The following is a 22,290-nucleotide window of genomic DNA, read 5'->3' on the forward strand; positions in this document are numbered from 1 at the left end:
TGGTCCCTGAGGGGCGAGTACCGGACGCTCACGGAGCAGGTGGTCCCCGCACGCGCGGGGGTGGTCCGTGTTTGGGATTCGCGGACGCTCGCCCGAAAGCGTGGTCCCCGCACGCGCGGGGGTGGTCCTCTACTCGCGGATGCGGGGGTGGTCCCTTGAACACCCCAAGCTCCGGGTCATCGGCCAAGTGGTTCCCGCACGCGCGGGGGTGGTCTGTGGCTGAGTGCGCCGTTGCCGTTGCGGCCCGTGGTGGTCCCCGCCCGCGCGAGGGTGGTCCGTCGACCAGGTCTGCCCGCCCCGACGACCTGCCGTGGTCCCCGCACGTTCTTGCCGTATCAAGTCAGCGCGTCCTCGGAATCCTGTTTCCAAAGGACCCGGCCTACGGGGCCATTCGCCCGTTCAGTTCGTCCCTCAGTTCCTCGGTGGTCACCGTGTTGGTGATGCCGCGCAAGCGGTTCACCTCGCCCTGGAGGAGCCCTAGGGCGTCTTCCAGGACTTCCAGGACGGCCGGGGAGATGACCACTGCGACGGTTTCGCCGGCGTCGTCCGTCAGCGACAAGGACTCGGCCGCGCGGGCGAAGGCCAGCGACTTCTCAGCATCGAGGACCGGGAAATCGCCGTTCTCCTCACGCCGGGCGAGGTCTTCCCGGGCCTGAGCCACATAGCGGGTGACCGCGTCCAGTTGCCGGGACGCGTCTCGGATGGAAAGGGTGTCCACCGGTCCTCTGCGGACATGGCCGTCGAACTGTGCGGGGTCCATGCGCGTCACCGTGGCACAGCGCGGAACAAGCGGACAAGGACACCCACCCGAACGGGTTGGACGGTGACAGCCGGGTAGTTCCCTGCTTGGAGATGGGGCCCCGGGCACGTCGCGTTCGGGTGTGGGGTACGGCCGGTCCGGCTGGAGGCCAATGCGTTTCTGTGGGAACGCCGCGACTGCGACAAGCTCGACCAGACCGAGTAGCGACCAGCAGTTTCGTCCCATACTTTTGTTGGGCCGGTCTCGCCCGTCAGATTTCCACAGGGCGCCCCGTCCGCCGTTCAAAGGGCCGGGTGGGGCGCCCTTCGCGCGCTCTCCGGGCTACCTCAAGTAGGTCTTCTGCCACTCGACCGAGGTCATGTTCAGGGCCGCCTCAGCGAGAGCCTGCGCCGAGGCCGTCTTCAACTTCGCAAGGCTGCTGTCGATCCATGGCTGGACGTTGGCGCAGCCCTGTTCACGGTACTCGACGGCCTGAAGCAGGCACTCCAGCTTGTCGGCCTCGCGGGCCACGATCACCTCCAGCGAATGGCCGTTCTCGTACTCGTCCACGATCCGCTGGGCACCTTCTTGGACCGCCGGATGCGCCGCCGACACCTGGTCCGCAGTGACCTGTTCATTCGACGCGGCTTCGAGGTACCTCCGGCCGATGTGCGGGATGTCCCCGACACGGGTCTCCTGCGTGTCGTGCCACAGACCGAGAAGGGCCGCCTTGGCCGGGTCGGCACCCTCCATCATGGCCAGCACAGAAGCGATCAGGGCAACACGGAAACTGTGCTCGGCGATCGTCTCGGGGTCCTTCACTCCCGCGATCCACCATCCAGAACGCTTGGCCCTCTTCAGCATCCCCATTTCCAGAAGAAAGCCCGCGGTGCCTCGCGCGTTGGACGTGTCATCCGCCATGTGGTGTCCTCCGGTCCTCTCACTCGCAGTTGTCGCGTAGAACGTATTGCACGCTGCTGATCTCTCGTCTCGCCCGGGGCGAGAGCTGGTTGCCGTCGAGGAGAAGTCCGGCCTGTCCTCGGAGTCGTGCTGCCAGGTCGGGGGCGGCGAGTGGAAGCCACCGGTACGCCATGAGCAGCGCCCAGAGGCTGTGGACATAGAGCTCGACGTAACCAGGCGCGGGATGCAGGTTGTCCACCAGCCGCCGAAGCAGCGCCACTGGTTCGAAGCTGGTTGACCTCCGATCGGTCATGAACCCGTCGTTGGGCTGAGGGTGGTCCCAGACACCGAGCCAGTACGCCCAGTAGTTCAGATTCGCCGTCTCAGCCACATCGTCATCGGCCATCGACCGATCGATGAAGCGCAGCAGTGGCTCAGGATCTCCAAGACGAGCCAGTCCTACCGCAGTCGAGCGCGCCTCCGTCCAATGCGAGTTCCAGCCTCGGCCCCCTGGAGCATCACGACGGATGTGGAGCGCTTGGGCGGTCCGCAGGGTCGCACCCTGGGTTCGGTCGTACGAGGACAGGTACAGGGCCTGCCTGTGCAACAGGACGCCTTGTTCGGAGGTCCTGTCGGCTGATTCCGCTGCGGAGCGGAGGTGCTCGAAGAACGCGGAACGTTCTTGTTGCGGCAGGAGCGGCGCTTTGGCCACTGCGCCTCGCCGCTGGGGTGCGGGCCGGTCCGCGAGGGAAGGCGGCGTGGTCCCGTTGACCGCCCAACCGATCATGTGCGCCGTGTCGCGGTTGTGCACCCACTCGGCAAGCGGGTGCATGCGGTTCTCACGGTCCTGCGCGAGGGCGATGCCGATGATCCTGTCCGCGTCCATCGCGGCATCGATCAACGCCACCACGGCCTTGTCGGCACCGAGCGCAGGCAGGTGTCTGCGAAGGCCCAGAAGCGCGCTCACCTTCATGTTGGCCATGGGGCGTCGACCTGACTCCCAGCCCTGCACCGTGGCCAGATCGACGCCCAGCAACTGGGCGAAGCCGACCTGGGTCGCCGGGATCGACTCCCGGGCGATACGAAGGACGAATCCCGTGACAGCCCCGCTCGACGTTCGACACCTGCCCAGTGCGCTGTCGCTCATGACGCTCCTCGGGTGCAGCCAGTCACCGAATACGTACCCGTAGTCAGTTTTAACTTACGCGGCCCCGCCATAGGTTCCATCCCACCGAGGTCAACACTCCCTCGATGAGGTCATGTTGACTGGACAAAGGAACCCCTATGCGCACAGCAGCTTTCCGCACCATGGCAATTGGCGCTTCCAGCTACAGCAGAACCATGACGTGCGAGCCATCCGCTCCTGGCGAGGCTCGACGCCTTGTCGCGGCTGCCATGGAGACCTGGGGCCTGAGGGATCTGAGCTGCGACGCGCAGCAGATCGTCAGTGAGCTCGTCGCGAATGTCGTCGCTCACACCGACTGTTCGACGCTTCACCTTGAGGTCCGACGTGGAGAGTCCGGCGGGGTACGCATCGAAGTGGGCGACCGATCACGTACCGCCCCCGAGCCACAGCAGCCCGGGACCTGCTCGGAGTCCGGACGTGGCCTCCTCATGATCGAGGCATTGAGTTTCCGCTGGGGCTGTGACCGGAGCCGCAGGGGCAAGGTCGTCTGGGCAGAGCTCAAGCCCACTGAGAAGCAGCCGACATGAGGTGGCACACCGGGCCCCGCCGGTTCCCCTCCGTAGCGGGGCGACAGTGCCGACTCCACGGGCGGCCACGGTCGAACCACGAGCGCAACCAGTGCGCCCTCCTCTGCGGCCGCCACCCTCCCCCGTACCGCGAACGCATCGCGGCACTCGCCTGGCAGGTCGAAGAGCTCTGGGCCCGCCACGTCGCGCAGCGGGAGCTGTACCGCCGCCTCGATCGCCTACGCGTCCGGCATCCGCCCCGCGATACGTCCGGCCGGGACAGCGCGGACTTCACGTGAGGCAGATGGCGACGCCGAGGGAGTCAGGGACGGGCCGCCAGGGTGGTCAGGGCCTTGTCCGTGAGGCGGTGGACGGTCCATTCGTCCTGGGGGGCCGCGCCCAGGGAGCGGTAGAAGTCGATCGACGGCTTGTTCCAGTCGAGGACGGACCATTCGAGGCGTTCGTAGCCCCGGTCCACACAGATCCGGGCCAGCTCCGTCAGCAGGGCCTTTCCGTGTCCGCCGCCGCGCCGCTCGGGCCGTACGTACAGGTCCTCCAGATAGATGCCGTGCACCCCGCGCCATGTGGAGAAGTTGAGGAACCACAGGGCGAAGCCGATGACCTCACCCGTCTCCGCGTCCTCCGCTACATGCGCGAACGCCGCCGGGTGGTCGCCGAACAGCGCCGTGCGAAGCTGCTCCTCGGTCGCCCGCACCTCGTGCAGGGCCTTCTCGTATTCGGCCAGCTCACGGACCATGGCGTGGATGACGGGGACGTCGTCGGGGACGGCAGTACGGATCATGGCGGAAGGAAACCATCCGGACGTCGCGAGGTCCAGTGGTCGGCGTGCTACCCCGTCCGGTGCGTGGTCAGCAGCTCCGCGATCCTCAGTTGGGTGGCCTGGAGGGGCTCACCGTCCTCGATGTCCCACAGCGAGTTCTGGAGCACCCGTCCCAGCGTCCAGCGGGCCGCCCGTCGCCGGTCCAGGCCCAGGCGCTCGGTCATCAGGTCGAAGCGCCACAGCACCTCGCCGTCCTCGTAGCGGTTGACGAGCGCGGGCATGAGGTCGAAGCCCGGGTCACCGACCAGGGGGTTCGGGTCGATGGCGAGCCAGGGTTCGCGTACGGCGCCGAGGACGTTGTCGAAGTGCAGGTCCCAGTGCAGCAGCCGGTCCCCCGGCTCGGGCAGCACCTCCCGTACCGCGTCACCGCAGACGGACAGCGCGGGGCGGGCCGACGGGTCGCCGATCTGTGGGAGCGCGCCCGGGAGCGCGTCGAGCATGTCCGCCGCGATGTCCGCGAGGTGGCGGACCCCGGGCGGTCCGGGGACGGAAGTGAGGCGGGCCAGCAGGTCCGCGATGACGCCCACCGCCTCCCGGGAGTCCTCGACCGCCGACAGCGGACGGCTCTCGTCGGCGCGTTCGAGGAGCTGGGTCGTGGTCGGCTCGTCGTAGGCGAGCAGCCGGACGATCCCCCGGCCGTCCCAGGCCCGCAGGCCCTCGCCCTGGTGCTCGCTCTCGTCGTCCGCGACCTGCATCTTCAGCACGGCGGACGAGCCGTCCGCGCGGGCCACCGGCAGGACGAGCGAGGCCATGCCGTGCATCGCGGGCCCGGTGATGGTGAGCTCCCAGCGCGCCAGGTGGTCCGCCGCCCGTGCGGGCAGCCCGTCGATGAACGCGCGTCCCGCCTCCCGCTTGTACTTGTGCTGGTTCGCGACCAGTTCCGCCGGGATCTCGAAGCCGGTCCCCCGCGCCTGCGCCGTCGTCCCCTGTTGCGTCCTCCGTTGCGCGCTCATCCCGCCGAGCGTAGGAGAAGAAGCGGGCGACCCGCCTCCGGATATCCGCGCGCCCTGCGCGTACGCTCGCGATCGGCGGCAGCGGTGCGGGCGGCAGCGGGAGGAACGGGCGCATGGGCACGGTCAACGGCGGCATCTCGTACTGGTTCACCGAGGACGGCCTCCCGGCGCCCCGCGAACCCCTGCCCGGTGACACGAGCGCCGATGTGGTGATCGTCGGCGGCGGCTACACCGGCCTGTGGACGGCGTACTACCTCAAGCGGGCCGACCCCGAACTGCGCATCACCGTCCTGGAACAGCGGTTCTGCGGATACGGCGCCTCCGGCCGCAACGGCGGCTGGCTGTACAACGGCATCGCGGGCCGCGACCGGTACGCGCGGCTGCACGGACACGAGTCAGCGGTACGGCTCCAGAAGGCGATGAACGGCACGGTCGCCGAGGTGATCCGGGTCGCCGCCGAGGAGAAGTGGTCGGCGGACCTCCACCAGGGCGGTGTGCTGGAGGTGGCCCTCACCCCGGCGCAGCTGGTGCGGCTGCGCGCGTTCCACGAGGCGGAACGCGCGTACGGGGAGGACGAGCGTCTGCTGCTGGGTGCCCGCGAGACCGCCGAACGGATCAGGATCGCCGGCGCCGTGGGCTCCTCCTGGACCCCGCACGGGGCACGGCTGCACCCGGTGAAGCTGGTCAAGGCGCTGGCGGCGAGCGTCGAGGCGCTGGGTGTCACCGTCCATGAGTCGACGCCCGTCACGGAGATCCGCCCGGGGCACGCGGTCACCCCGTACGGCACGGTCCGCGCCCCGTACGTGCTGCGCTGCACGGAAGGGTTCACCGCGTCGCTCAAGGGCCAGCGCCGCACCTGGCTGCCGATGAACTCCTCGATGATCACCACCGAGCCGCTGACCGAGGAGCAGTGGGAGTCCGTCGGCTGGGCGGGCCGCGAGGCGCTCGGGGACATGGCCCACGCGTACATGTACGCGCAGCGCACGGCGGACGGGCGGATCGCGCTGGGCGGCCGGGGCGTCCCGTACCGCTTCGGCAGCCGCACCGACAACGACGGCGGTACCCAGCGGGCCACGGCCCGGGAACTGCGGGCGGTGCTCACCCGGTTCTTCCCGCAGCTCGCGGGGGTGGGGATCGCCCACGCCTGGTCCGGGGTGCTGGGGGTGCCGCGTGACTGGTGCGCCACGGTGACGCTGGACCGGGCGACCGGGCTCGGCTGGGCGGGCGGCTATGTCGGCTCGGGGGTCGCCACGGCGAACCTCGCGGGGCGGACGCTGCGGGATCTGGTCCGGCACGACGCGGGGCGTTCCGGGGCGGGTGAGCTCGCCGCGTTGCCGTGGGTGAACCACCGGGTCCGCAAGTGGGAGCCGGAGCCGCTGCGCTGGCTCGGGGTGCAGGGGATGTACGCGACGTATCGCGAGGCGGACCGGCGTGAGCGGGTCGGTCGGGGCGCCGCGTCGTCGCGCTTGGCGCGGGTCGCGGACCGCGTTGCGGGACGCGGCTGATCCCTCTCCGGGCCGCCTCCGCGTTACGCCTTCGCTTGCGCTTCCGAGGTCTGTCCGGCTGGACGTAGTTGTTCCCCTGCTGGTCGTTCGTGGGTGCGCAGTTCCCCGCGCCCCTGGGTGCTGCCCCCTCGCGGTCGCTCTTCGGGTGCGGGCCGGTCCTCGTCTTCGCGCAGTTCCCCGCGCCCCTTTGGGGGCGCCTCAGCCCCTTGCTGTTGTTGTTCACCATCCTCCTCGCGGACTCGCGCTGCTGCGGGAGGGGGTGGGCGGGAATCTCTGCCCGCAGACTCCGATGCTCTTCAGTAGGACCACTGGACGTCGTACCGAGCGTGTCGGATCGAGGACGGAGAATCCCGACCGGCACCGACCCGAAGAACCGACCGGACGCGCCCCAAAGGGGCGCGGGGAACTGCGCAAACCCACCGAGCGACGGCACAGGAACGAAGTCCGCCCCGCCGGACAGACCTGGGAAGCGCAAGCGAAGGCGACTACTGGACGTCGATACCGAAGTCCCCCACCAACTCGCCGAGGCCGCCCCCGTACCCCTTGCCGCCGACCACGAAGGTCCAGTCGCCGCCCGCGCGGCGGCGGAACGACCCGAGTACCAGCGCGCTCTCCCCCGCACGGCCGTCGGACACCTCCAGCCGGTCGAGCTCGGTGCCGTCGGCCGCGCGCAGCCGTATCCCCGCGCCGGTGAAGCCCGCGAGGTCGGCGTCCGGATTGACCGCCGGGTCGACGGCCGCGACGAGCACGATCCGGTCGGCCCGGTCCGGCACCGCGTCGAACGCGACCCGCACCGCCGCCCGGTCCCCCGCGAAGTCCCCGAGCATCCGGACCGAGCCGTCCGGGGTGCGCGGATTGTTGAAGAAGACGAACCAGTCGTCCGCGAGGACCCGCCCGCCCTGGCACACCAGCGCGCACACGTCGAGGGCGACCGCCCCGGACCAGGACATCCCGAGGACGTTGAAGTCCCCGTGATCGCCGGGGTCCCCGTCGTCCTCCCCGTGGGTGCGGTCGGCGGGCCGGCCGTGCCCCGCCGCAGGGCCGTCGGGCCCGGTCGGCATGACCAGCGTGGGCGCCGTGGACGAGAACCCCGCCGAACCACCTGAACCACCTGAACCAGCGAAATCCGGCCCCGCACCGCCCCCCGAGCCACCGGAGGACCGCCCGCCGCCGGAAGGCCCGCCGCCGGACGACCGGGCCCCACCGGAGGACCGGCCGCCCCCGGACGACCCGCCCCGGGGACCCCCGTCCCCGAGGCGCCCCCGCAACCCGTGCTGATGGAGCAGCTCCACCAGCTCGGGCCCGGACACCAGGGTCAGCGGCTTGCCGTTCGCGAAGGTGTAGGAACCGGGGCCGAAGCCGGACGTGGTGACGAGGACGCCCTTGTTGGCGCCCGCGTCCTGCACGGTCCCGTACAGATCGCGGACCGCGCTCGGCGGGACGGTGTTGCGGTACCGCTTGACCTGGACGACGATCTTGCCGCCGCTGATCGGGTCCGGGTCGACCGCGTCGACGTCGACCCCGCCGTCACCCGACCGCTGGGTGGTGACCGCCTGCATGCCCCGGGCCCGGAACAGCTCCGCGACCAGCACCTCGAACGCCAGCGGGTCCATCTCCAGCAGATCCGGCTCGGTACCGTCCCCGTGGCTGACCACCCCCGCGCCGACCTGCTCCGGCAGCCGCGCCGGACGGACCGCGACCCGCTGGTCGGGCTTGGCCGACAGCGAGCCGCCGAGCCCGTCCGTGAGGCAGTCCGCCGCGTTCACGGTCTCCAGCCGCAGCCCGTCGAACGCGCCGCGCTCCGCCAGCACCGACGCCACGAACAGCTCCGTGCGGCGGCCCGTCGCCGGGTCGAAGTCGTCCACGAAGCCGTTCAGCGCGACGGACGACAGCACCCCGAACTCGTCGGCCGCGAACACGTCCCGCAGGGCGAGCAGCACGCTCTGCGCGAGCACGTCCCGGTAGACGGCCCGCCGCTGGGTCTGCGGCCGGGCCGTCTCCTTCAGCTGGTCGGCGCTGACCACGTACCGTACGGACCTGGCCTCGGGGACCACGTCGGCCGCGGGCAGCTGCCAGTTGAGGACGAACTGCCGGGCGGCCGGGTCGAACGCGGCGCTGACCTGGCGGGGGAAGCCCTCCGGCCAGACCGAGTTGGCGTACAGGGCGGCGGAGAAGTACTCGATGACCGTCTCCGGTTCGGCGCCGCGCAGACTGGACGTCATCTCCTGGATGTTCGCGTTGTGCGCGCGGACCTCGGCGTTCCGTCCGGCGGCCCAGGTCTCGTAGCGGTGCCGGTAGTCCGCGAGTTCCCGCAGGCGCCGCTCCTCCGCGAGCCGGGCCGTGTCCCAGTCCCGGCGGTAGCGGTCCTCGGCGTCCCGCTGGGCCCGCGCCCGCGCGCCGGCCGTCCAGCCGCCGCCCTGGGTGACGTACGCCCTCGGGTCGGGCATCGGCACGGGCGCCGCGAGCGGACCGGGCTCGAACGGGGCCACCGACTCCTCCCGCCGCAGCGCCGCCACCCGGAACGCGGGCGCCCGGCAGCCCGCGACCAGCAGCCCGCTCAGTTCCGCGACCCGTGCCTCGATCTCCTCGGTGCGCCCCCGGGCGTCCGCCTCCCGCCGCGCGCGGTACGCGGCCTGCTGCTCCCGGTGCATCCGGGCCAGGTCCCGCTCCCGGGCCCGCTGATCGCGCTCGTACTCCCGCCGCTCGCGGGCCTGCCGGCGCAGCCCCTCCTCGTACTGCCGCTGCTGCTGCCGCTGGGCCTCGGCCCACGTCCCGATCAGCCCGCCCGAACCCCGCCCCACCGAGCCCGCCCCTTACGTCTGCCGCTGTCCTGTTCCGCCCCTGCCTCCCAGTGTCTCCAATGGCCGCGTGATCCGACAGCTCTTCACCTGAACCGATGTGCGAACCTCAGAGCGTTCCGTCCGGTTTGTGGCTCACCGTCAACACGCACCAGACGGTTCCCCCGTCCGTGTGAACGCCCCATTCCTGGGCCAGCGCCTCGACCAGGATCAGCCCCCGGCCCCGCTCGGCGAGCCGGTCGTCCGGGGCGAAGGGGGCCGGGTGCGGGAAGGCGGCCCGGGGGCCGGGGCACCCGGCCGCGACCGGACGTCCGGCCGGGACGCGGCGGGGCCGGGGCACCGGCATCGGGCCGGTGCGGACCTCCACCTTGACGGTCTCGGCGGTGCGGCTCAGATGTATGCGGACCTCGTCGCCCCAGCCGTGCTGGAACGCGTTCGTGACCAGCTCGGTGACCACGAGCTGCGCCGATTCCACCAGGTCCGCCAGTCCCCAGTGCCTCAGCTGCGCACGAACGATCCTGCGCATCTGCCGCGGGCGGGCGCGGTCCCGTTCGGTCAGCGGACCGCCGGGGTGCGAGGTCCTCAGATAGCTCACGGCGAATCCCCCCTCCGCCACTGTCCCCGTCGTACCGCCGTCACCGCGGCCGACCGTTTCGGTACCTCTCACCCTGTCTCCATGGGGCCGGGATCGTCCGGATGCCGTTCTGCATCGTTTGCCGTTCCGCATCGCTCGATGTAGTTCGATGTCGTTCGATCGTCTTCAATGTCCGTGCAAGAGGTAACCGCGCGGGGCCTGTTCACGGGTACCGTTGGGGACCAGTGGGACCGTGAACACCGTGAACACCCAGGACGTCGTGGGGAGTTGAGGTCATGGCCACGAGGAAGCGCACCCCCAACCCGAACCTCGCCCGGCTGCTCGACCAGGCAGGCTGGACGCGTACTCAGTTGGCACAGCAGGTCAACCGGCTCGGCCCGCAGGCCGGACTGGAGCTGACCTACGACCGCACCGCGGTCGCGCACTGGATCGCCGGCACAGCGCCGAGACCGCAGGTCAGGGCACTGATCGTCGAGGCGTTCTCGGCACGGCTCGGACGGCCCGTCACCCATGCGGAGGCCGGACTGTGCCCCGCGGTGCCGCCCGGCCCGGCCGACGGCCGGGGCGCCACGGGCGACGCAGTGGAGGAGCTGATCGACCTCGGCCGCGCGACCATGGACCCCTCCCGGCGGGGGGTCCTCGCCGCGTCGGTGTTCTCCGCCGCGCTCACCCTCCCGGCGTTCACCGCGACCGCGCACGCCGCGCCGCGCCCCGAGGCCGAGTGGCGTCCGGGCCAGCGCACCACCCGGATCGGCGCCTCCCAGGTCTGGTCGGTACGGACGATGACCGAGCGGATCGCGGACATCCTCGACGAGCTCGGCGCGGCGCACGCCATGCCCATGGCCTCCGCGTTCCTGGTGAACACCGTCGGCCCCTGGCTCAAGGCGCAGGCCGGGGACCAGGTCCGCAAGGACATGCTGGCCGCCGCGTCCGACCTGGCGTACCTCACCGGCTGGATGGCGATGTACGAGAAGGCCCACGGACTCGGACAGAAGTACTACGTCCGCGCGCTCGGGCTGGCCCAGGAGGCCGGGGACCAGGTCACCTACTGCCGCACCCTGCGCGGGATGTCCCTCCAGGCGTCGAACCTGGGCCACGGTCACAAGGCGCTGGAGCTCGCCGACTCGGCCGCCGAGGCGGCGCCCTCCGCCGGGCCCCGGCTGCTGGCGTTCCTGCGCGGCCAGCAGGCGCACGCGGCGGCGATGGTCGGCGACCGCCGCCGCGCGCACGCCCGGCTGCGGGAGGCCGAGGACGCGCTGTCCCGCGCCGACAGCCGGCGCGAGGCGATCGGCGGGTACGACCGGACGGCCTGGCTGTTCCACGTCGCACACGTGCTCAACGAGGAACGGGACCTCGCGGGCAGCATCCGGGTCCTCCAGCAGTCGATCCGGCACCAGCCCGCGCAGGAGCGGCAGGGCCGGGCCCACGCGTACGCGGTGCTCGCGCGGCGGCAGGTCGCGCTAGGACACCTGGACGCGGCCTGCCACAGCTGGGGCCGGTTCCTCGACGAGTACGAGCATGTGAGCAGCGCGCGGGCGGACGACCACTTCGGGACGCTGCGCGCGGCGATCAGACAGCACGCGAAGTCCCGCCCCGTGGAGGAACTGGCGGAGCGGGCCCGGGAGATCGGGGCACTCAAGGCGGCGTGACGCCTTCGCTTGCGCTTCCCAGGTCCGTCCGGCGGGACGTACTCCGTTCCTGTGCCGTCGCTCGGTGGTTTCGCGGTTCCCTGCGGGGCGCCTTCGCTTGCGCTTCCCAGGTCCGTCCGGCGGGGCGCACTTCGTCCCTGTGCCGTCGTCCGGTGGTTTCGCGCAGTTCCCCGCGCCCCTTGGGGCGCATCCGGTCTGTTCTTCGGGTCGGTGCCGGTCGGGATTCTCCGTCCTCGATCCGACACGCTCGGTACGACATCCCCCTTACCCGACTGAAGAGCATCGGAGTCTGCGGGCAGAGATTCCCGCCCACCCCCTCCCGCAGCACCGCGCCTGCACGAGGAGGAGGGTGAAAAACAACCCCAGGTGGGCGCCCCTTCAGGGGCGCGGGGAACTGCGCGAAGACGAGGGCGGACCCGCACCCTAGGAGCGACCGTAAGGGGGCAGCATCCAGCGGGGCGGCGACCAGCCGCGCCGCGGGAACGGTCGCGCGCTGACGTCCACGCGAAGGGCGGGCCCGGGTACCGAGAGGGCACCCGGGGCCTGCCGCCGTCAGCGCAGGGCGGCCCGCAAGGTTCGCTGCGCGAGGGAGATCGCCGCCTCCGCGGCGTGGGTGCCGCGCAGGGCGTTGAGCATGACGAAGTCGTGGATGATCCCCTGGAAGCGGACGGCGGTGACGGGGACACCCGCCGCGCGCAGCTTGCCCGCGTACGCCTCGCCCTCGTCCCGCAGGACGTCCGCCTCCCCGGTGATCACGAGCGCGGGCGGCAGTCCGGCCAGTTCCTCGCGGGTGGCGCGCAGCGGGGAGACGTTGATCTGCGCCCGGTCGGCGGGGTCGATCGTGTACTGGTCCCAGAACCACCGCATCCCGTCGCGCCGCAGGAAGTACCCCTCCGCGAAGTGGTGGTAGGAGGGGGTGTCGAACGCGGCGTCGGTCACCGGGTAGAAGAGCACCTGGTGGACGAGCGGCACGTCCCCGCGTTCCTTCGCCATCAGGGTGAGCGCCGCCGCCATGTTGCCGCCGACGGAGTCACCGGCCACCGCGATCCGCGCCGGGTCGAGCCCCTTGCCCGTGCCCTCGGCAACGATCCAGCGGGCGACGGCGTAGTTCTGCTCGACGGCGACCGGGTACCGGGCCTCGGGCGACAGGTCGTACTCGGGGAACACGACGGCGGCGCCCGCGCCCACGGCGAGTTCCCGTACCAGCCGGTCATGGGTGCGCGCGTTGCCGAAGACCCAGCCGGCGCCGTGGATGTACAGCACCACGGGCAGCGCGCCGCCGACCCCGGCGGGCCGCACGATCCGGGCCCGTACGTCCCCGGTCGGCCCGCCCGGGACGGTGACCCACTCGTCGTCCACATCGGGGAGGTACTTCGGGTCGACGGCGCCGGACTGCACCTGGTCGACGGCCGCGCGGCCCTCGGCGGGCGGCAGCTCGTACAGGAACGGCGGCTTCGCGGTGGCCGCCGAGAACTCGGCCGCGGCGGCCTCCAGCACGGGCGCCTCGGGAATGTACGCGGTGGACATGGCGCATCGACTCCTCGAACTCACGGAACACGACCCCCCGACCCAGCACCCCTATCAGCCCCGCCCACCCACCCCCCGGCAAACGCCCCGGACGACACCCCCACCCGGCGGCACCCGTATCAGAATCCGGGCACGCGGACGGCGGGCTGTGCCGGGGCGGACCTCGGCACACACGAACGGCCCCGGACGGGGTCCAGGGCCGGGCGAGCGTCCCGGGGGAGGGAAACCCCAGGTCGGCGTGGCGATGTCTGGAGCCCCCTGTCGGATTCGAACCGACGACCTTCGCTTTACAAGAGCGGCGCTCTGGCCAACTGAGCTAAGGGGGCGTGCGTGCCCCAGCAGTGTACCCAGTGCGCGGTGTGCCCTCGGCGGGATTTACGTCGAAGGTCACAGCCCTGGGGCTGATGACAGATCGGGTGAACGGGGGGTAGCGTCCTGGATCAGTTCACTCAAGTGGACTACACCAATGCTTCACCCGCCGCGGGGCATCCCGGGGTGGATCACCTTCTTTACTCGGATCGTCCGGCACGTTCCTGCCGGTGAAGGGGGCTTCACAGCCATGGCATCTGTCACGTTCGACAAGGCGACCCGTCTCTACCCGGGCTCCACCAAGCCCGCGGTCGACAGCCTGGAGATCGACATCGCGGACGGCGAGTTCCTCGTCCTCGTCGGTCCCTCCGGTTGCGGCAAGTCGACCTCCCTGCGCATGCTCGCCGGTCTGGAGGACGTGAACGGCGGCGCCATCCGTATCGGCGACCGCGACGTCACCCACCTGCCGCCGAAGGACCGGGACATCGCCATGGTGTTCCAGAACTACGCGCTGTACCCGCACATGACGGTCGCCGACAACATGGGCTTCGCCCTGAAGATCGCGGGCGTCAACAAGACCGAGATCCGCGCCAAGGTCGAAGAGGCCGCGAAGATCCTCGACCTCAGCGAGTACCTGGACCGCAAGCCGAAGGCCCTCTCCGGCGGTCAGCGCCAGCGTGTGGCGATGGGCCGCGCCATCGTGCGTGAGCCCCAGGTCTTCCTCATGGACGAGCCGCTGTCGAACCTCGACGCCAAGCTGCGTGTCTCGACGCGTACGCAGATCGCCTCGCTCCAGCGCCGCCTCGGCATCACCACCGTGTACGTGACCCACGACCAGGTCGAGGCCCTCACCATGGGTGACCGCGTGGCCGTGCTCAAGGATGGTCTGCTCCAGCAGGTCGCCTCCCCGCGCGACATGTACGACCGTCCCGCGAACCTCTTCGTCGCCGGGTTCATCGGCTCCCCCGCCATGAACCTGATCGAGGTGCCGATCACCGACGGCGGTGTGAAGTTCGGCAACTCCGTGGTGCCGGTCAGCCGTGACGCCCTGACGGCCGCCGCCGAGCGCGGCGACCGCACCGTCACCGTCGGTATCCGTCCCGAGCACTTCGACGTGGTCGAGCACAACGGTGCCGCCGCGAAGAGCCTCGCCAAGGACACCGCCGACGCCCCGGCCGGTCTCGCGGTCCGCGTCAACGTGATCGAGGAGACGGGCGCCGACGGCTTCATCTACGGCGACGCCGACGTCAGCGGCGAGACCAAGGAGCTCGTCGTCCGCGTCGGCGGCCGCCAGGTCCCCGACAAGGGCGCCGAGGTCCACGTCGTGCCGCGGCCGACCGAGCTCCACGTGTTCGCGACCTCCACGGGCGAGCGCCTCAGCGGCTGACCCCGGGACGGGCGGTTTGCGCCGCCCCGCCCACGGACAGGATTCCGGAGCCCCGCACCCCTGGGTGCGGGGCTCCGCCGCGTCCGGCCCCACAGGGCAAATACCCCCGCACAGCGGGCGTTTCGAGCACCGTTCGTCAACACGTCGAACGGCGGAGACGCGTTTCCTTCCCTCAAGAGGGTGACTAAATGTCTCCAAATCACTACCGACCGCTACGCTGCCCAGCGTGACACATTCCCACTCCTACAAGCAGCGCCGGAGGCGTGGCCCCGCCCGCCGAATCGGCCGCTCCCTCGCTTTCGTCCTGCCTGTCGTACTGGTGCTGTCCGGCACCCTGGCGGTGACCTCCGTCAACTGGTCGGGCAGTTCGCAGGACTCGGTGCTCACCGCGTCCTCGGAGAGCGTGTCCACCCGTGCGAAGGCCCCCGCCGCCCACGAGGTGCTCCGCGACCGTCTCCTCCTGGAACTCCAGGAGAAGAACCCCGGCACCGCCCTCACCCACCTCCAGCGGGAGGTCGACCGCAGGCCGTCGCTCGCCGAGCACTGCGTCTCCATCGCCCGTAGTCTCGGCCGCGCCGCGGTCCGCGCCTACGGCCCCACCCGCGCCCAGTCGTACGCCCGCCCGGTGTGCGACACCGCCTTCGCCTCGGGTGTCGCCACACAGGCCTGACCCCCGAGGCACGATCCCGGAACCGACCCGGCCACGACCGGCGCCGCGCCCCGCGCGGGACACCTCCCATGGACACGGACAGCCCGTGAGGTGGTGCCCCGTGAGGTGCGCGGCTTCGGCACGTAGAGTTCCGGCATGACCGATCCGCACGCCCACGCGCGTCCGACACAAGCCGTCGTCCTGGCCGGGGGCCAGGGGACGCGGCTGCGCCCCTACACCGACGACCGGCCCAAGCCGATGGTGGAGATCCCGGGTACCGGGGTCCCGATCATCGGGCACCAGCTGGCCTGGCTCGCCGAGGAGGGCGTGACCGACGCCGTCATCTCGTGCGGGCATCTCGCCGAGGTCCTCCAGGAGTGGCTGGAGTCGGCGGACCTGCCACTGCGGGTCACCACCGTCGTGGAGAAGGAGCCCCTCGGGCGGGGCGGCGGCCTCAAGTACGCGGCTGGGCATCTGCCGCACGCGGACCGGCCCTGGTACGCCACCAACGGGGACATCTGGACGCGGTTCTCACTGCGGGAGATGGCCGCGTTCCACGCGGAGCGGGACGCCACGGCGACGCTGGCGCTGGCCCGGCCCCGGATTCCCTGGGGGGCCGTCGAGACCGACCGCTTCGGGCACATCACCGACTTCATCGAGGCGCCGCCCTCGCCGTTCCTCATCAACGCCGGTGTGTACGTGTTCTCCTCGGAGTTCACCGCGCTGCTGCCGGACCGGGGCGACCACGAGCGGACCACGTTCCCCGGGCTGGCCCGGACCCAGCGGCTCGCGGGGTTCCCCATCCCGCAGGGCGCGTACTGGCGGGCCATCGACACGGCGAAGGACCTCACGGAAGCCTCCAAGGAACTGGCGGCCACCCGCACAACCGGGTAGCCCCGTCGCCCCCGAGCTCCGTCCACCTGGACGTACCTGTTCCCGTGCGGGGCGTTCGCGGGTGCGCAGTTCCCCGCGGGTCGCCTTCGCTCGCGCCCCCGAGCTCCGTCCACCTGGACGTACCTGTTCCCGTGCGGGGCGTTCGCGGGTGCGCAGTTCCCCGCGGGTCGCCTTCGCTCGCGCCCCCGAGCTCCGTCCACCTGGACGTACCTGTTCCCGTGCGGGGCGTTCGCGGGTGCGCAGTTCCCCGCGCCCCTGAGGTGCGGCCCTCTTACGGTCGCTCTTCGGGTGCGGGCCGGTCCTCGTCTTCGCGCAGTTCCCCGCGCCCCTGAAGGGGCACCCCTCTCCTCCCGCAGTCGCGCTGCTGCGGGAGGGGGTGGGCGGGAATCTCTGCCCGCAGACTCCGATGCTCTTCAGTCCGGCAAGAGGGACGTCCGACCGAGCGCGTTGGAGCGAGGACGGAGAATCCCGACCGGCACCGACCCGAAGAACCGGCCGGATGCGCCCCAAAGGGGCGCGGGGAACTGCGCACCCCACGAGCGACGGCACAGGACCGAAGTACGCCCACCCGGACACACCTCGGAAGCGCAAGCGAAGGCGACCCGCGGGGAACCGCGAAACCCACGAACGACGGCACAGAAAACAACTCGCCCCGCACAGGAAACTCCGGGCCGGGGCGCCGACAGCCGAAGGGGACCCGGCGCGGGTGAGCGCCGGGCCCCCTGACGGAGTCAGTTCGCGTCGAGGATGCCCCCGACAAGCCCCGGCCGCTGCTCAGGCGCCCCCCCGGTCCCCCCGGTGCTCGCCCCCGCCGACGCGGCCCCAGGAGCCCCCCCGGTGGCCCCGCCACCGGTGGTCCCCCCCGTGGCCCCGCCCGAAGAGGGCCCCGCACTGGTCGCCGCCGGCGGCGCCTGCGTGGGCGCCGCCTGCCGCACGGGAGCCTCCTGCGCGGCCCCCTGCGTCTGGCTGGGCGTGGTCCCCGCCCCCGCCACCCCCGCGGACTGCGTGGCCCCCGGCACCCCGGGCGTCGCCGCGACAGTCCGGGAGGGCGCGGCGGAGGCGCCGGCACTCGACGGCGTCGGCGTACCGGACGGCGTCGGCGTCGCACTGCCCCGTGCCTTGTCGCGCCGCTCCGCGGACTCCTGCGGCAGCGGCGAGCCGGGCAGCTCGTTACGGGGCGCCTGACCGGGCCCCGGCACCGTGATCCGGTCGGAGTCGCGCACCGCGCCACCGAGCAGGGAGCCGATGAGGAGCGTGAGACCGACCGCGACGGACGCGACGACCATCCCGCGCCGCAGCACCCGCCGCCGCAGCTCCCACAGCTCGGCGCGCGGACCGAGGTTGCGCCACGCCTCCGAGGCGAGCCGCCCGTCCACCGAGTAGACCGGCGCGCCCGCGATGACCAGCGGCGACCAGGCGGCCAGATAGATGATGTCGGGCGCGTCGTACGCGGGGACCGTCCGCCAGCTCACCGTCACGATGAGCGCCGCGGACAGCAGCACCCCGACGACCGCGGCGACCCGCTGCCACAGTCCCAGGACCGTCAGCACACCGACGATGACCTGGAGGAACGCGATGGTCAGCCCGGCGCCCACCGGGTGCTGGAGCGCGAAGTCCCGCAGCGGTTCGGCGAGTCCCCAGGGGTGCAGCGAGGTCAGCCACTTGACCATGGAGCCGCGTTCGCCGCCGTCGAAGTAGACGGGGTCGGAGAGCTTGCCCATCCCGGCGTAGATGGAGATGAAGCCGAGGAAGACGCGCAGCGGCAGCAGCACCACGCCGAGGTTCATCCGGCGGCCGGGGTAGTAGGCGTGCCGGACGGAGTCGCCGGTGCGCCGTTCGCCGTCCCGGTCGGTGCTCGCGTCGAGGTCGTACGCGTCGTCGTCGTAGTGGTGCTCGTACCGGTCGTGACGGTCGTCGCGGTCGTAGGGACCGTACGCGTCGTAGCCGTCCTGGTCGTCGAGCGGTCCGGCGGGCTCCTCGTACGCGCTGCCCGTGCTGCGGGTCTGCGCGGGCAGCAGCCGGGTCTCGGGCTCGCCCGACCGGTGTCCGGGGATACCGGGGCTCTCGACGGTGTCCTCGAACGCCGTCCCGGGGCCGACCCGCGGGATGACCTGCGTGGCTCCGCCGGGGTCCGGCTCGCCGGCGGCACCGACGTGCCGGACGCCGGGCCCCCGCACGGCCTGGAGCAGCCCGGTGGCGCCGGTGTCGCCGGGGGCCGAGCGGCCGCTCCAGACGACGGGGGCGCGGCGGCGCGCGGCGGTAGGTCCGAGGGCGGGGATACGCGCGGTGTCGACGGCGGCGCTCGCGTTCCGCGCGATGCGCGGGGACCGCGTCGGCTGCGCGGTGTTGAGCTGCACGCGGAAGCTCGCATGATTGACGATGACCTGCGCCGGATCGCTCGGCACCTTCACCATGCTCAGCGCGGGAGCGTCGTCGAAGCCCGACGAGCGGTCCCCCGTGGGTGTGCGGGGTGTTCTGGTGTCCACACTCATCTAACCGAGTGACGGGAGCTTTGGACACTGCCTTGACCGGGCCGAGATGTCCGGTCTCCGTCAACAGCAACTTTCCGCTGGTCAGGGCCGCTTGACCGGTGTCCGTGACCCGTCGCTCGTACACCCGTGCCCGGCGCGGGGGCGTGCACGGCCCCGGCCGGGCACCACGCCCGTCCGGGCGCGGCGCCCCTCCGGTCCGGCTGTGCCGTACGCGGCGGGGGAGCCACCCGGGAGGTGACGGGCCCCCGCCGTGTCAGCGGCGGTGCGGGGTCACGCGCGGCGGCGTGCCGCCTCGTAGAGGACGACGCCGGCCGCGACACCCGCGTTCAGCGACTCCGCGCCGCCGGGCATGGCGATCCGGACCCGGTGGTCGCAGGTCTCGCCGACGAGCCGGGACAGGCCCTTGCCCTCGCTGCCGACGACGATGACGACCGGACCGCCGAGCGCCGCGAGGTCGCCGACCTCCAGTTCACCGTCGGCCGCGAGACCGACGACGACGATCCCGGCCTTCTTGTACGCCTCCAGCGCGCGCGTGAGGTTCGTCGCGCGGGCGACGGGCGTACGCGCGGCGGTGCCCGCGGACGTCTTCCACGCGCCGGCGGTCATCCCGGCGGCGCGGCGCTCGGGCACCACGACACCGTGGCCCCCGAAGGCGGTCACGGACCGTACGACGGCCCCGAGGTTGCGCGGGTCGGTCACCCCGTCGAGGGCGACGATCAGCGGGTCGGTGCCGGCGTCGTACGCGGCGGCGGCGAGGTCCTCCGGGTGCGCGTACTCGTAGGGCGGGACCTGGAGGACGAGGCCCTGGTGGTTGAGGCCGTTCGTCATCCGGTCGAGCTCGGGGCGGGGTGCCTCCATGAGGTTGATGCCACCGCGCTCGGCGGCGAGCTGGAGCGCCTCACGGACCCGCTCGTCGTTGTCGATGAACTGCTGGACGTACAGCGTGGACGCGGGGACGCCGCCACGCAGCGCCTCCACGACCGGGTTGCGCCCGACGACCATCTCGGACGTGCCCTTGCCGCCGCGCCCCTTGGCGGTGGCGGTGCGGCCCTGTACGCGTCGGGTCTTCGCGTTGGCGGCGCGCTGCTTGGCGTGTCCCTTGCGCATCTCGGCGGGCGGCGTGGGGCCCTTGCCTTCGAGGCCCCGGCGCCGCTGGCCGCCACTGCCGACCTGCGCGCCCTTCTTGCCGGACATGCGGCGGTTTTTTGCGGCCATGACCTACCTGTCTTCGTGTCTTCGTGGTCTTCGTGGGACGTACGGAGGTCCGTACTGCGTGTCCGTACGTGTGCTGCGTGTGCGTGTCGTGCTGACGTGTACTGCTTACGAGTGTGCCGCCCGGCTCGGCGGGCGGCACATCGCGGGGTCCCCGCAGGGACCGGTTCAGCGGGGCCCGAGCGTCCAGCGGGGGCCCTGCGGTCCGTCCTCGATGACGAGGCCGGACTGGTTGAGCTGGTCACGGATCGCGTCCGCGGTCGCCCAGTCCTTGCGGGTACGGGCGGACTCGCGCTGCTGGAGCACGAGCCTGACGAGGGTGTCCACGACGCCGTGCAGATCCTCGCCGCGGTCGTGTCCCCCGGACCAGTGGGGGTCGAGGGGGTCGAGCCCGAGGACGCCGAGCATGGCCCGGACCTCCGCGAGCCGGGCCACCGCGGCCTCCTTGTCGTCGGCGGCGAGCGCGCTGTTGCCCTGGCGGACGGTGGTGTGGACGATGGCGAGGGCCTGCGGCACCCCGAGGTCGTCGTCCATGGCCTCGGCGAACGCGGGCGGCACCTCGGCCGCCGCCTCGACCGGGCCGCCGGCCTTCTCCACCACGCGCTGGACGAAGCCCTCGATCCGCGCGAACGCCGACTCGGCGTCCCGCAGGGCCTCCGCGCTGTACTCGATCGTGGAGCGGTAGTGCGGGGTGCCCAGGTAGTAGCGCAGCACGATGGGCCGCCAGTGCTTGACCATCTCGCTGACGAGCACCGAGTTGCCGAGCGACTTCGACATCTTCTCGCCGCTCATGGTGACCCATGAGTTGTGGACCCAGTACCGCGCGAACTCGTCGCCGAAGGCCTTGGCCTGCGCGATCTCGTTCTCGTGGTGCGGGAAGATCAGGTCGATCCCGCCGCCGTGGATGTCGAAGACGGTGCCCAGGTACTTGTGGGCCATCGCCGAGCACTCCAGGTGCCAGCCGGGACGGCCCCGGCCCCAGGGGGTCTCCCAGTTCGGCTCGCCCGGCTTGGTGGACTTCCACATCGCGAAGTCACGGGGGTCGCGCTTGCCGGTCTCGCCCTCCCCGGAGGGCTGGCGCAGCTCGTCGAGGTCCTGGTTGGACAGCTCCAGATAGCCGGGGAACGACTTCACGTCGAAGTAGACGTTGCCCTCGGCCTCGTACGCGTGGCCCCGCTCGATGAGGCCGCGCATCATCTCGACCATCTCGGTGATGTGGCCGGTGGCGCGGGGCTCGTAGGTGGGCGGCAGGCAGCCGAGGGCCGCGTAGCCGTCGTTGAACGCGCGCTCGTTCTCGTAGCCGATGGCCCACCACGGGCGGCCCTGCTCGGCGGACTTGTGGATGATCTTGTCGTCGATGTCGGTGACGTTGCGGACGAAGGTCACCGAGTAGCCGCGGTGGGTGAACCAGCGGCGCATGATGTCGAAGTTCAGGCCCGAGCGGATGTGCCCGATGTGCGGGGCGGCCTGCACGGTCGCGCCACACAGGTAGATCGAGACACAGCCCGGTACGAGGGGGGCGAAGTCACGGACCTGCCGGGCGCTGGTGTCGTACAGGCGAATAGTCACTCCCCCAGGGTAGTGGGCGTGCGGTAGTGCCCCGCGACCCCTTGGGCGCACGGGGCACTCGATTCGCGACAACCTCGCACCGGGGCGCCGCCCCGGGGACCGATCAGATCCGGCCGACCACCTTCCGGGGGGTGATCCGGACCACGACCCGGGGGGCGTCGTCGGCGGCGGACGGATTGAACTCCGCGTACTTCTTGCCGGTGTACTTGAGCGCCAGCTCGTCGATGAGTTCCTGACCGCCCTCGGTGGTGAGCTGGGCGGTACCGCGGATCTCGGCGTAGGTGTAGGGCGCGTCGGCGGGCTGGACCACGACCGTCACCCGGGGGTCCCGGCGGAGGTTCCGCTCCTTGCGGCGGTCGAGCGTGGTCGAGAACAGGACGTCGTCGCCGTCACGTTTCACCCAGACCGGCGACACCTGGGGGCTGCCGTCCGGCTGAATCGTCGCGACCGTGAGGAACACCGGGCTGTCGAGCAGAGCCTTGAGATCCTCGGAGAGCTGCGTGGACATAACGCCTTCCCTTCTACCCTCTCGGACGTTGCGACCTCTACGGCTACCCGCCGCCAACGCCTTCCCAACCC

The 22,290-nt window shown here is 71.7% G+C and carries 18 protein-coding genes, 1 tRNA gene and 1 CRISPR repeat array (1 of these 20 cut by a window edge); of the genes, 6 read left to right on the forward strand and 13 right to left on the reverse strand.

Going from position 1 to position 22,290, the window contains the following annotated elements:
* Positions 1 to 277: a CRISPR direct-repeat array (repeat unit 28 nt; unit sequence GTGGTCCCCGCACGCGCGGGGGTGGTCC); it begins 205 nt to the left of the window's first position.
* Between the two features lie 102 nt (positions 278 to 379).
* From OG711_RS17695 to OG711_RS17705, 3 genes are all read right to left on the reverse strand, one after another.
* Complete coding sequence (locus OG711_RS17695) at positions 380 to 760, reverse strand: hypothetical protein (protein ID WP_329559721.1); 381 nt, start codon at positions 758 to 760, stop codon at positions 380 to 382.
* Positions 761 to 1,081: 321 nt separating this feature from the next.
* Positions 1,082 to 1,660: an HD domain-containing protein gene (locus OG711_RS17700; protein ID WP_329559722.1), complete on the reverse strand. Its 579-nt coding sequence runs from the start codon at positions 1,658 to 1,660 to the stop codon at positions 1,082 to 1,084.
* 19 nt (positions 1,661 to 1,679) lie between these two features.
* The gene (locus OG711_RS17705; RefSeq protein WP_073783403.1) at positions 1,680 to 2,786 is read right to left on the reverse strand and encodes a helix-turn-helix domain-containing protein; all 1,107 of its coding nucleotides are present in this window, start codon (positions 2,784 to 2,786) and stop codon (positions 1,680 to 1,682) included.
* 194 nt (positions 2,787 to 2,980) lie between these two features.
* On the opposite strand from OG711_RS17705, the gene OG711_RS39150 reads away from it, so the two are divergent.
* Complete coding sequence (locus OG711_RS39150; protein ID WP_405674904.1) at positions 2,981 to 3,352, forward strand: ATP-binding protein; 372 nt, start codon at positions 2,981 to 2,983, stop codon at positions 3,350 to 3,352.
* Between the two features lie 301 nt (positions 3,353 to 3,653).
* On the opposite strand, the gene OG711_RS17710 is transcribed toward OG711_RS39150, so the two are convergent.
* Positions 3,654 to 4,133: a GNAT family N-acetyltransferase gene (locus OG711_RS17710; RefSeq protein WP_329559723.1), complete on the reverse strand. Its 480-nt coding sequence runs from the start codon at positions 4,131 to 4,133 to the stop codon at positions 3,654 to 3,656.
* 47 nt (positions 4,134 to 4,180) lie between these two features.
* Positions 4,181 to 5,125: an aminoglycoside phosphotransferase family protein gene (locus tag OG711_RS17715; protein ID WP_329559724.1), complete on the reverse strand. Its 945-nt coding sequence runs from the start codon at positions 5,123 to 5,125 to the stop codon at positions 4,181 to 4,183.
* A gap of 113 nt (positions 5,126 to 5,238) precedes the next feature.
* On the opposite strand from OG711_RS17715, the gene OG711_RS17720 reads away from it, so the two are divergent.
* Entirely contained in the window at positions 5,239 to 6,630 is a 1,392-nt protein-coding gene (locus tag OG711_RS17720) for an NAD(P)/FAD-dependent oxidoreductase (RefSeq protein ID WP_266509356.1), read from the forward strand.
* A gap of 485 nt (positions 6,631 to 7,115) precedes the next feature.
* On the opposite strand, the gene OG711_RS17725 is transcribed toward OG711_RS17720, so the two are convergent.
* Positions 7,116 to 9,431 (reverse strand): restriction endonuclease, encoded by a 2,316-nt coding sequence (locus tag OG711_RS17725; protein ID WP_329559725.1) that lies wholly within the window; start codon positions 9,429 to 9,431, stop codon positions 7,116 to 7,118.
* 106 nt (positions 9,432 to 9,537) lie between these two features.
* Positions 9,538 to 10,095, reverse strand: a complete 558-nt coding sequence (locus OG711_RS17730; protein WP_245876596.1) for an ATP-binding protein — start codon at positions 10,093 to 10,095, stop codon at positions 9,538 to 9,540.
* 203 nt (positions 10,096 to 10,298) lie between these two features.
* Here OG711_RS17730 and OG711_RS17735 point away from each other — a divergent pair, with 203 nt between their 5' ends.
* On the forward strand, positions 10,299 to 11,672 hold the full coding sequence (locus OG711_RS17735) for a hypothetical protein (RefSeq protein WP_329559726.1): 1,374 nt from the start codon (positions 10,299 to 10,301) through the stop codon (positions 11,670 to 11,672).
* Between the two features lie 552 nt (positions 11,673 to 12,224).
* Here OG711_RS17735 and OG711_RS17740 read toward each other — a convergent pair.
* Entirely contained in the window at positions 12,225 to 13,199 is a 975-nt protein-coding gene (locus tag OG711_RS17740; RefSeq protein ID WP_329559727.1) for an alpha/beta hydrolase, read from the reverse strand.
* Between the two features lie 249 nt (positions 13,200 to 13,448).
* A tRNA-Thr gene (locus tag OG711_RS17745) sits at positions 13,449 to 13,525 on the reverse strand.
* Positions 13,526 to 13,758: 233 nt separating this feature from the next.
* Between OG711_RS17745 and OG711_RS17750 the strand changes: the two genes are divergently transcribed.
* The 3 genes from OG711_RS17750 (at position 13,759) to OG711_RS17760 (ending at position 16,438) form a co-directional block, all read left to right on the forward strand.
* A complete protein-coding gene (locus OG711_RS17750) occupies positions 13,759 to 14,895 on the forward strand; it encodes an ABC transporter ATP-binding protein (RefSeq protein WP_329559728.1) in 1,137 nt (378 codons plus the stop codon).
* Positions 14,896 to 15,121: 226 nt separating this feature from the next.
* Positions 15,122 to 15,565: a hypothetical protein gene (locus tag OG711_RS17755; RefSeq protein ID WP_073783380.1), complete on the forward strand. Its 444-nt coding sequence runs from the start codon at positions 15,122 to 15,124 to the stop codon at positions 15,563 to 15,565.
* 135 nt (positions 15,566 to 15,700) lie between these two features.
* Entirely contained in the window at positions 15,701 to 16,438 is a 738-nt protein-coding gene (locus OG711_RS17760; protein WP_073783378.1) for a nucleotidyltransferase family protein, read from the forward strand.
* Between the two features lie 731 nt (positions 16,439 to 17,169).
* On the opposite strand, the gene OG711_RS17765 is transcribed toward OG711_RS17760, so the two are convergent.
* The 4 genes from OG711_RS17765 to OG711_RS17780 all read right to left on the reverse strand — a co-directional run bounded on the left by OG711_RS17765 (position 17,170) and on the right by OG711_RS17780 (position 22,219).
* Entirely contained in the window at positions 17,170 to 18,930 is a 1,761-nt protein-coding gene (locus OG711_RS17765; RefSeq protein WP_329559729.1) for a DoxX family protein, read from the reverse strand.
* A gap of 270 nt (positions 18,931 to 19,200) precedes the next feature.
* Positions 19,201 to 20,145, reverse strand: a complete 945-nt coding sequence (gene rlmB / locus OG711_RS17770; protein ID WP_073783374.1) for a 23S rRNA (guanosine(2251)-2'-O)-methyltransferase RlmB — start codon at positions 20,143 to 20,145, stop codon at positions 19,201 to 19,203.
* Positions 20,146 to 20,310: 165 nt separating this feature from the next.
* Positions 20,311 to 21,711, reverse strand: coding sequence for a cysteine--tRNA ligase (gene cysS, locus OG711_RS17775; protein WP_073783372.1), 1,401 nt, complete (start codon positions 21,709 to 21,711; stop codon positions 20,311 to 20,313).
* A 103-nt stretch (positions 21,712 to 21,814) separates the two neighbouring features.
* Positions 21,815 to 22,219, reverse strand: a complete 405-nt coding sequence (locus OG711_RS17780) for a PPOX class F420-dependent oxidoreductase (RefSeq protein ID WP_073783370.1) — start codon at positions 22,217 to 22,219, stop codon at positions 21,815 to 21,817.
* Positions 22,220 to 22,290 lie beyond the last annotated feature (71 nt).

It is taken from the genome of Streptomyces uncialis, from assembly GCF_036250755.1.
Taxonomy (GTDB): Bacteria; Actinomycetota; Actinomycetes; order Streptomycetales; family Streptomycetaceae; genus Streptomyces; species Streptomyces uncialis.